9 protein-coding genes are annotated in these 10,845 nt (G+C 52.0%); 4 read left to right on the forward strand and 5 right to left on the reverse strand.

The genetic code is table 11. The annotated features are described in order from the left end of the window. From IQ235_RS08685 to IQ235_RS08695, 3 genes are all read right to left on the reverse strand, one after another. A partial coding sequence (locus IQ235_RS08685) for an AsmA family protein (protein ID WP_264321081.1) occupies positions 1–2,745 on the reverse strand: 2,745 nt, incomplete at its 3' end. Positions 2,746–3,243: 498 nt separating this feature from the next. Continuing rightward, entirely contained in the window at positions 3,244–3,834 is a 591-nt protein-coding gene (locus IQ235_RS08690) for a hypothetical protein (RefSeq protein WP_264321082.1), read from the reverse strand. 95 nt (positions 3,835–3,929) lie between these two features. Further along, positions 3,930–4,715 (reverse strand): DUF3598 family protein, encoded by a 786-nt coding sequence (locus IQ235_RS08695; RefSeq protein WP_264321083.1) that lies wholly within the window; start codon positions 4,713–4,715, stop codon positions 3,930–3,932. A 103-nt stretch (positions 4,716–4,818) separates the two neighbouring features. Here IQ235_RS08695 and IQ235_RS08700 point away from each other — a divergent pair, with 103 nt between their 5' ends. Continuing rightward, on the forward strand, positions 4,819–5,379 hold the full coding sequence (locus tag IQ235_RS08700) for a GUN4 domain-containing protein (RefSeq protein WP_264321084.1): 561 nt from the start codon (positions 4,819–4,821) through the stop codon (positions 5,377–5,379). A 249-nt stretch (positions 5,380–5,628) separates the two neighbouring features. Here the strand turns inward: IQ235_RS08700 and IQ235_RS08705 are convergent, their stop codons facing one another. Both IQ235_RS08705 and IQ235_RS08710 read right to left on the reverse strand, forming a co-directional pair. Continuing rightward, a complete protein-coding gene (locus IQ235_RS08705; protein WP_264321085.1) occupies positions 5,629–6,822 on the reverse strand; it encodes an aminotransferase class V-fold PLP-dependent enzyme in 1,194 nt (397 codons plus the stop codon). Positions 6,823–6,882: 60 nt separating this feature from the next. Next, on the reverse strand, positions 6,883–7,671 hold the full coding sequence (locus IQ235_RS08710; RefSeq protein ID WP_264321086.1) for an ABC transporter ATP-binding protein: 789 nt from the start codon (positions 7,669–7,671) through the stop codon (positions 6,883–6,885). A 171-nt stretch (positions 7,672–7,842) separates the two neighbouring features. On the opposite strand from IQ235_RS08710, the gene IQ235_RS08715 reads away from it, so the two are divergent. The 3 genes from IQ235_RS08715 to IQ235_RS08725 form a co-directional block, all read left to right on the forward strand. Beyond that, entirely contained in the window at positions 7,843–9,234 is a 1,392-nt protein-coding gene (locus IQ235_RS08715) for a gluconeogenesis factor YvcK family protein (protein WP_264321087.1), read from the forward strand. A 72-nt stretch (positions 9,235–9,306) separates the two neighbouring features. After that, a complete protein-coding gene (locus IQ235_RS08720; RefSeq protein WP_264321088.1) occupies positions 9,307–9,645 on the forward strand; it encodes a DUF4342 domain-containing protein in 339 nt (112 codons plus the stop codon). A 96-nt stretch (positions 9,646–9,741) separates the two neighbouring features. After that, the coding region (locus IQ235_RS08725; protein WP_264321089.1) for a hypothetical protein at positions 9,742–10,845 on the forward strand (1,104 nt) is incomplete at its 3' end.

Here is a 10,845-nt window from a genome sequence, read left to right on the forward strand (position 1 = left end):
GCCTACATCTGCCTGCCAGCGTCCGTTAGCTAGAGTAACATCCGCTTGTGCTTCACCCCCACCCAGACTCCAGCCGATCGCCCCACTTCCAGACAAGGCATTGGGATCGAAGGATAGATCCGAACCGGAGAAGGTTACGTTCCCAGCGACGAGTCCGAGATCCGATGTCAGATCCGGGGCGAGATTGGCGATCGGGATTCCAGCCGTCGCGATCGCCGCTGCCCATCGACCGTCTTGCAAAGTTCCCTCAATTTCGGCATTCCCGCCAGCCACCGATAGGCTCAATTGACCCAACGCTTCGATGCTGGCGAGATCTGCCGCATCGAGAGACCCGGCGAGTTGAATTTGACCCGTTGCCGGGCCCAAATTGAGTCCCTGGGTGGCTTCCGGGGGTAGGAACGGGGTAATGGGCGTATCGGCCAGCCCGAGTTCGGCGGCCCACTGTCCCCCGGCTAACCGACCCACTGCCTGGACGTTACCGCCATTTACCGTTAAATCCAGTTGTCCCAACCCTTCAATACTGGCTAAATCGAAGGAATCGACGGTTCCGGCAATCTGAATCGGCCCGGTCGCCGTACCCAGATTTAGACCTTGAGTTTGTTCTGGGGGCAGGAGGGCATCGATCGGGGTTTCGTCGAGTAAGAATGAGGCTTCCCAGCGATCGCCCACTAGCGCCCCATTTGCCTGGACGATCGAATCGGCCACTTGTACCAAGGTATTTTGAAACAGGAGACCGGCCGGGAGAACTTGAATTTCTCCTTTCGCGGGGTAGGTTCCGTCGAGGGCTTCCCATTGCACGAGAGTTTGCAAATTGTCGGCGGGTCCGGCAATGCGGGTGACCGCATCTACCGAACCGATAGCGATGTCCGGAGGCAGGCTGAGTTCGTAGAGTTGGGCGATCGCTTCTCCAGGTACGTCGAGGGCGACGAATTCCCCTTGGATGAAGGGTTGGGCTTCGTCGGTAGCTTCGGAGGAGGTGGAGGGGCGATCGAGAGGGGGATTTTCCGGGGAGATTTCGGGATCTGAAGTCTGGGTTTCGATATTTTCGGCAATTTCCTCATCTGCCACAAATGGGGCTAGGGGGGAGTCTTCGCGAATCTCGAAGGGTACGCCATCGGCGGTGGGATTGGGGTTGGTTTCCGATGCTCGATCGTCAGGAGAATCCAGGGGTAGGTTTTCTCCGGTTTCGGCGTTTTTGATAGATTCGGGAGAGCGGTTTTCCAGTTGCGGCAAAGGACTCCTACCTTCTTGAAGTGAGGGTTCTGGGGCCTCCGAAGTGGGGAGGTTTTGACCGGGATCGGGATTGTCGGCGGTGGGTAATTGAACGACAACTTTTCCCTGAATTTCTCCGCCGGCTTCGGGAGTGGCGAGAATCGGCCCGATTTCCAGTGCCCCCTCAGCAGTGGCGAAGGCAAATTGGGCCCCCACTTGGCTAAAGGGAATGCGATCGATCGTCGTCACATCTGTGGTTTGGGCTTCCCCAATCAATACCGGCGTTTCGATAGGCCCGACGACTTTGAGTACCGCTTGGGCTTCTCCGCTAATCTCTACCGGGGATTCGAGTTCGAGAGTGGTTAAATATTGCGCCAAACTCGTCGGCTGCACTTCGATCGGGATTTCGTAACCTTGGGTTAGATCGATGATGCCTTGAGGAACTAAAACCGGCAGCAAGCCGTAATTGGCTTGGGTGTCTTCAATCAGAATCGAAGACCCGGAAAACCGCAGTTGTCCGTCAGCTTGGATCAGGGGTTGAGGAACGTTATCGATTTGGGCGTCGATTTCTTCAAAGCGAAGATTTCCCTGGAGATTCGGAGGAATTTCCGATCGATCGGTTCGCAGTTCGATATCCAGGCTGGTATTGACTTTCCCCGTGGCGATGGCGATGGGCAAATCGACGAACAAACTCGCCTCGCCAGCGGGAAGATTCTGCCCCGATACATTTAATTTAAGGGCGCTTTCGGGCACCAGATATTCTCCACGTACCCGCGTTCGTCCACTTTGCGGATATCCGGTCGTTTCAAACTTGATGCGATCGTTATCATCGAGAAATTCGACGCTACCATTGACTCTTTTAAAGGTTGCCACCGAGGGAGGGGCATCGATAACGGGCAGTTCGAGTTCGGCTTCCGGGTCTTCCGTACCCTCTGGATTTTCTGACTCTGGTTCATCTTCGGCTTTTGCTTCCTCCTCCTGACGGGCTGCTTCCAACTCGGCCTGACGCAAATCGATTTCCGGGTCGGCTAGGATTACCGTACCCTTCTCCAGGGCAATCCGTTTTAAGGCGATTTGGATTAGTCCTTCCCCCTCTTCCTCTGCTTCCTGAATCTGAGTACTCACCCACGCGCCTTCTAGATCGCGTTCGAGGTAGACCGTCGGTTCGACGAGGGTGACATCCAAGTCCAACTGGCGACTCCACAGAAATTTGAGCAAATTGAACCGGACTTTCACCCCGTCCATTTCTACAGAGTCCGGATCGGTTGCGGTGGCGGGGATGGTCGATTTGCCCGCCCGAATGCTAGCCAGGGTGACTCGTTCGATGTCGCCAATTTTCACCGGTCGATTCAGGAGTTTGCTCAGTTCCCGAGTCACCAGCGGTACGAGTTGGCGATCGACGAACCACCATCCCCAGATCGTTCCACCGCCGACACTGGTGAGTAGCAGGATCCCGAGGGCTGCTTTGACTCGCCCGAAGCGTCTGCGACGATTGGATTCGTTAGAAGGCTGCGGGTTAGGAGACTCGGTCATGCTAGTTTGCCCGTCCGACGATCGGAGTTGGTGGGAACCTACATAAAATATAAGGAAATCTTAGAGCTTGGCAACGTCTCGATCGATATTCGAGGTTATTCGATCGCGATTTTTCTCGAAAAAAGTTGTTTTCTCGGTGAAGTGCGATCGGGGTTTTTGCTTCTTCCCCCAACGAGTTCGATCGACTCTTCGAGTTGGACTCAATTGAAGTAGACTGAGTTTCCGGTGTGGATGTTTCACAGATGAAGAAATACGCCCCTAAACAATCGCTGACTTGCCTCTACAAACTTGACAAATTCAGCACATCGGATGCGAAAAGAGAACGGAAACTCGATTGTCTCGGAATGCGATCGAAAATCACTCACTTTGCAAGTTAACAATCGAATTCTATCTCGCTAATAATTTAGCCATATTATAGGGGAACTATAGAGGATTGCATCATCGTATCTCCTCACAAAAATGGAACCCCTTTTAACCCACTTATGACTTATGACTGAACTATCCTTGGAGTTTATTTATTTCTTGGCGAACGCCGACGGCAATCTGTAAGGTTTCATCGAGCAATCTTCCGTATTCACTAGCTTGCTCGCTCACTTGCAAGGTCGGTAACGCCGTCAAATTACTGACAAACATATGAGGATTGTTGGCAATAAACTCTTTATTATCTCGCAGAATACGCTCGGTTTTTAAAGCCCGCAATAAATCTTCTTGCGCTGAAGATATCGCCTCAATAACTTGATGGCGATCGCTCAAATTCAAGGTCGGATTTCCCGCCGCTTCGAGCTGGTCGTTAATATCGATTGCCCTAATTAATTTGATATAACTATAAACTTTATCGAGAATATTTCTAAGAATTTGCCGAGAATTAAACCAACTTAAAATCTCTGTAATTTCTTTAACTTCACCCCGTCGCAAACAAACCGCAGTCAAACGCGAACTCAGCACTAAAAATATCGTCCGATGAGATTTTGTCGCTTCGTAATTTTGAAGATCGCGATCGCTCAAGCCGGAAATTTCTTGAACTTGTTCTAAAGTAATATTCAACTCGAGTAAATCCGATCGCATATCGATATCTTCCCGTCGCGTCATTCCGATCGCGATCTCAGATTCCAGTTTAGAAAAAGCTTATCCGATCTCGCGCTAATCATCTCATTTTAGCTTGAAAACCGAACCGGAGGGGAACATCAGATTTTCTCGAAGGCTTCAGTCGTCAATAAATTGAAAACACCCGCGTCAGTGTAGTTCACCCTCACTTGCTTGTAGGTCTTTTCGGAAATAAATTGACCGGAAGCAATCTCGAACGCCTTTCCCTGGGTCAGTTTTTCCGGCGTATAGACCACAACGCCATCGGTTAAAGTCCTCTCCAAATCGCGATCGAGAAGTGCCGCAAGTTCGACGGGTTCGGTGGGGGTTTCCCGAGAAATCTGTAAATTCGGGGTCATTTGCGATCGAGTCACCTTCCATTGACCCGATCGATCGATATTTTGTGGGGGAGACGGTTGCGGCGGAAATTCGCCGAGTTGTTCGCGGATGTGGAAAATGCGATCGATCCAACCCACGGTACTATAAACAATCACCAGACTCTGGCGGCGATCGCCGTGGGGAACGAATAACTCCGGACTCACCGAACGACCGGCCACCCATTTCGGGGTCACCCATGCCGTCACCCCGTCTCCCACCGAAAGGGCCCGCATCGACCCGGCGGCCGGATGAATCAAACCGTCGAGTTGGTTGCATTCGGACTTATTAATTTCCCAAGTTCGTTCTCGCGTGCTGCCGTTGGCTTCGTGGTAGCAATTGATGTGGGTAATCGAGGTGCGATCGGAGTTGGGATAAAAGCTTCTGACGAATTTCCGGCTGCCGATTTGCTGCTGGTTTGCCGAATAGGTGGTGGTAATCGAGTGCCACGCCTCGCCATCGAGAGAACAACTCCCGAATAAATTTTCCCAGTGTCGATCGAGTACGTTCATGGGCGATCGTCTCCTAGTTTTTGATAATAATTGAGGTCGATCGTTATCTTACTGGTTTTGGTGGAGGGCGATCGTCGTGTAGCGATAGTCAAAAGATTTATCTATGTCAGAAATTGTCGTCGATCGCAAATATAAAAGACTGTGCGAATTCTTAAACGATCGAGATTTCAAAAACGCCGACCGTGAAACTCATCGAATTCTCCTACAAGAATGTCATGCAGTACACAGAGGATGGCTTGACAAAATCTCTCTTTTCTACATTGCCGATATAGATCTCGTAATCATCGATCGACTCTGGGAGAACCATAGTAGAAAGCGTTTTGGATTATCGACACAAACCAAAATCTTCAAAGGAATCGCATCAAATCATACTGACTATAGCGATGAGAAATATCTACACTTTTCAATGCTAGTAGGGTGGTGGATACCCGATGAATATCCCGTGGGCGAATCTTTATTTTCTCTCAACTTATCCAAATTATTAGATGATGAAAGGGGGGTTTGGCTCGAATATAGCGATCTGAATTTTAGCATCAACGCTCCTAAAGGACATTTTCCAGTCGCTCAAGACAGTGAAGTTTTATTTTCATTAATTTCAAAACTAGAAAAAATATATTATCTGCAACAGAATACCACTCAGATTACTTTGAAATATCTTTTTTAGAGGTTGAGTATAGACTGAGGGATTGAGTACGAGACTTATAGCAGTTTTCAAAAATATTGACCCCGAACGCGAGTTGACAAAAAAATGAGAAAAGACGTCGGCGCTGTAGGGGTCGTGCCCCCGTGCCGACCCCGTTTCAATTGTCTGGGGTCTACAAGACACGAAAACCTCTATAAATTCATACAGAAAAATTTCTGACTTTCCAACGACTTGGCGTAGGTTTGATGCGATCGCGCAGACTCGGGCCACTTACCCTCGCAACTTCTCCAAAGCCCGATCGAGTTTTTTGTAATCCTCCAAAGTATTGTAAAGTTGCGCCGAAACCCGCAGTACCCGTCGGGGCGCATACCAGGGAAAAATCGGTACTTCGATTTGAAAGTCCTCAAACAGCCGGTCTTGCAACGGATCGATCCGTCCGGTGGCGGGGGGAAAGAGAAATGCATCGTCGGGGATGGGAATCGAAGCCATCGTACCGATCGCATCTTCGGGAATCGGGGGTTGAATCCCCAATCGATCGCATAAAATATCCCGCGCGGCGATCGCCATTTGATGGTTTTGTGCCATCAGTTGCGGCCATCCCCCCGGCAACAGCGACTCCATAAATTCGATCGCCTCTCCAACGCATAAATACGCCGTCGGATCTTGGGTTCCCGTCCAGTCAAACTCCAGATGGAACCGAGAAATATCGGTTCGGGGAGAATTTGCCCCGTGGCTGATGGTGAGGGGACGAATCCCCGCTTGCTTATCCCGTCGTACGTACAAAAAACCCGCCCCTTTCGGCGCGCACAACCACTTGTGGCAATTGCCGCTGTAGTAGGTTGCCCCCAGTTGGCGTAGATTGAGGGGAATCGCGCCGAGGGCGTGGGCACCATCGATCAGGGTGTCGATACCCCGTTGCGTCAGTTGGCGAATAATAGCTTCGATCGGCATTACCAGCGCCGTGGAACTGGTAATGTGGTCGAGGAGAACGAGTTTGGTGCGCGCAGAAACCAACTCTATTACCGCTTCGATCGCCTCTGCCGTTGATTCCAGGGGAAAGGGAATTTCGGCAATAACCACCTTTGCCCCGTCTCGTTGGGCGACAAAATCGAGGGCGTTGCGACAGGCATTATATTCGTGATTCGTCGTCAGCAGTTCGTCCCCCGGCTGGAACACCAGAGAACGCAGAACGGTATTCACCCCCGTCGTGGCGTTGGGAACGAATACCACATCTTCGGCATCGGCACCGATAAATGCCGCGAGTTTTTCCCGCGCTTTGTTGATGAGGTCTTCGTATTCCCGCCCGAAAAATCGGGTGGGTTCGGACTCTAGCTGCTGCCGCCAGCGTTGCTGCACCTCCAAAACCGGTATCGGACACGCGCCGAACGCCCCGTGATTGAGATAGGTTATGGTGCGATCGAGAGACCAAAATTTGTGCCGATCGCAGTCGGGTTCGTGATTCATTTGCAAGGTTTACCGTGGGTTTGTTGAAGAGGTTGGGCAGCACCAGACGATCTCTATTATTCAATTGCCACCAACCTGAATTGGACCGCTGGTGCTACCGGTACGGAACTGGCGGACGAGGGGGTTGTCTGTCGAATCGAATTCCTCGACATTGCCATCCCACTGAACTTTTCCGTCATGAAGAAAGATGATTCGATCGGCCGTACGGCGGATGGTACTATCTTGGTGCGTCACCATAAGATAGGTTTGGGCGGCGCTATTTTCCACGCACCGCAACTGGCGTACCAAATCCTCAATCACCGTCGAGGCGATCGGATCTAAACCCGCAGTGGGTTCGTCGTAAAGCAAGACTTCCGGGTTACTGGCGAGGTTGTCGGGATTGGCGATAATCGCCCGCGCGAAACTCACCCGCTTGCGCATCCCCCCCGAGAGTTCCGATGGGTACAGTTTACCGGTTCCCCCTAAACCCACCCGATCGAGACTGTCTTCCACCAGTTTGCGAATTTTGTCTCGGGGTAATTTAGAATTCTGATATAGCCGAAATCCGACATTTTCATCCACCGTCAGAGAGTCGAATAAAGCCGCTTGTTGAAAGACCATGCCAATGCCGATGGGATCTTTTCCATCTTCAATTAATCCCTGTCGGCGTTCTCCTTTGAGATAGACTTCCCCCTCGTCGGGTTCGAGCAAACCGGCAATAATCCTCAAAATTGTAGATTTCCCCGTTCCCGAGGGTCCGATCACTGCCAGCGCATCTCCTTTGCAAATCGTTAAATCCACGCGATTGAGAATGACCTTATCCCCAAACGCTTTAGAAATTCCCTTGAGTTGGATCAGTGGTTGGGTCATACAATTAATCGTCGTCCGATCGCTCTTCAATACCGCCTATTCAATTCACTCAGCATAGCGAATCCCCGATCGGACGCACAGTCGGTTCCGTTTCCCCATCTGTGCGTCCCCCTCTTTGTACGTCACTGCGTCACCGCGTCCTCTCCCTAAAGACGGTGTATCCTGGGCAATATGAAACAATATCTACAGGTTCTCAGGCGCAAATCCCGTACCCACACCCCCTATCGAGTCAATCAGTGGTTTAAATGGCTTGCCCCTGGATTGTTCGTCAAGCGCTGGCTGCTGATCAGTGCGGGAGGCGTGGTTTTAACCAGTCTCGGTCTTGCCATTTGGACTAATCAAACCCCCATTCACAACTTGATTAAGTTCGCCACCAACTTTTTGGGGCAAATTACGAGTATCATTCCCAGCTATATCAGCGGCCCGGTGGTGATTATCGGGGGAATTCTGTTGGTCTTTCTCGGGCAAAGCCGCACCTTGGGATCGATCGAATCGGCATTGCAACCCGATCGCAATCAAGAGTTGGTCGATGTTTTACTCACACAGCGGCGACTCAATCGCGGTCCGAAAATTGTCGCCATCGGGGGGGGAACGGGTCTATCGACGCTGCTGAGGGGGTTGAAAGCCTATAGCTCCAATATTACGGCGATCGTGACCGTTGCCGATGATGGGGGGTCTTCGGGACGGTTGCGGCGGGAAATTGGAGTGCTGCCGCCGGGGGATATTCGCAACTGCATCGCCGCTTTGGCCAGCGAGGAAAAACTCCTCACCGAATTGTTTCAGTATCGCTTCGAGGCGGGTGATGGGTTGAGCGGTCACAGTTTTGGGAACCTATTTCTAACGGCCATGAGCGAGGTGACGGGGGACTTAGAACAGGCGATCGCCGCGTGTTCGAGTGTTTTGGCCATTCGCGGACAAGTGCTGCCTGCGACGCTGTCGGATGTGAACCTGTGGGTGGAACTCGAAGACGGTCGCCGGATTGAGGGAGAGTCGAGCATTGCCAAGGCGCGGGGGAAAATTGCTCGCATCGGTTGTATCCCGGAAAATCCACCGGCATTGCCCAAGGCGATCGAAGCGATTCGAGAAGCGGATTTGATTATTATCGGGCCCGGCAGCCTCTATACGAGCGTGATTCCCAACTTGTTAGTTCCCGAAATCGTCGAAGCCATCGATCGGGTTCGAGTGCCGAAAATCTATGCTTGCAATATCATGACTGAGACGGGGGAAACCGACGGCTACAGCGTCTCCGAGCACATTCGGGCGATCGATCGATCGTGCGGTAACAAACGCTTGTTCGACGCCGTTCTCGTCCAGAAAGATAGTCCCTCGGCTCGAGCGTTGATTCGCTACGCCCAGCAGCAATGCCATCCCGTAGACTTGGATCGAGATGCGGTGGAAAAGTTAGGACGGCAGGTGGTGCGGGCTGATATTATGGCCGAAGACGAAGTTACCGGCAGCGTGCGCCACAACTCCGGACGATTGGGTCGGGTTTTGCTGCGATGGTACGGTCGCGTGCGCGAAGATAAGCGATCGACCTCCTTACCTCGGGTGGGAAACCCGTAACGGTCGGGTTTGAGATTTGAAATTATCATATAAAGTATCGATCTCAGTATCAATACATAGAAAATATTACCCATGAGCGAACCTGTAGATTTCCCCCAAGAACCCATTGCTACGCCTAATCCTCCTCCTCTCGATCCCGAAGTTCAACAAATCCCCCACAAAGTTCGCGTCGAGGAGTTTCAAGTCAGCGGAGATACGTTGGTTAGCAAAGTAAAAGAATTGATTCATCAAGGTAATATCCGACGAATTATCATTAAGGATGAGTCGAGAAAAACGCTACTCGAAATTCCCCTTACCGTCGGATTAGTAGGCGGCGCTTTAGCGGTAACGATCGCGCCAATTTTAGCAGCGATCGGTGCCATTGGCGCGCTGGTGGCCCGACTGACGATCGTCATCGAAAAAGTGGAGTGAGACCCGGCAGATCCAAAAACATAACGATCTAGAACCCTCACCCACGATCGCATCCACGCCGGTAGTATGTGGGCTGAAAAAGCGCTCGTGAAGTGAATGTCAGCGGTAAATCGTCGCCAGTTTTTAAGTTGGATGGGAGGAAGTGGGTTAGTTGCCCGTTTTCTCCCTCGTTGTATGGGAAGTTCGATCGTTCCCACCCTCCGCAAACCCACTCATTTTTACGTTTCCCCCAGTGGCAACGATGCTTGGTCCGGTCAACTGGCCACTCCAAACGACTGGCGAAGTGATGGCCCGTTCGCAACCTTGGGCAAAGCACAAGCTGCAATTCGCCAACTCAAGCGGCAGCAAGGACTCCCACACCCGATTACCGTTTGGGTGCGCGGGGGAACCTACTTTCTCGAGACCTCTTTAACTTTTACTCCAGAAGACTCGGGAACGGCACAGTCTCCGGTGACGTGGCGTGCTTATACCGGTGAAATCCCGATCGTCAGCGGCGGCAAACTCGTAACCAACTGGCAGGCAACGGAACTGGAAGGGCGATCGTTGCAAATGGCGCAAATTCCACAGGTCGCTGAAGGTGAATGGCGGTTTCGGCAACTTTGGGTGGACGATCGCCGCGCATCTCGCGCCCGGTATCCAAACCAAGGATTCCTGACCATCGCCGGACTGCCAGATGTCACCCCGGACACCAGCGGTAACGACGGGCAGAATCGCTTCGAGTTTCGTCCGGGAGAAATTCGGGCTTGGGAGAATTTAACGGATGTGGAAGTGGTATTGCTGCATACTTGGGTGAGCGTCCGCTTGCCCGTTGCCAGCGTTGATGAAACCCAGAATTTAGTCACCTTTACCCGCACCACTCGTCGTCGGATGACGGAAACGAAGGGAACTCAGCAACTGGCGCGATACTACGTGGAAAATGCCTTAGAATTGCTCGATACTCCCGGCGAATGGTATCTGAATCGGCAAACGGGAGTTTTGTATTACTCGCCGCTGCCGGGGGAGGACATGACCCAAGTACAGGTCGTTGCACCGGTTTTGCGCCAAGTGCTACGGCTGCGGGGAATGCCGGAAACGGGCACTTTTGTGGAGTTTCTGTACTTTCGGGGACTGACCTTCGCCCATACCACCTGGGATTTAGCACCCAATGACGGGGGAGATGCCCAAGCTGCCTCGGGACTGTCGGGGGCAGTGGCAGGGGAG

This window comes from Zarconia navalis LEGE 11467 (genome assembly GCF_015207075.1).
Taxonomy (GTDB): Bacteria; Cyanobacteriota; Cyanobacteriia; order Cyanobacteriales; family Geitlerinemataceae; genus Zarconia; species Zarconia navalis.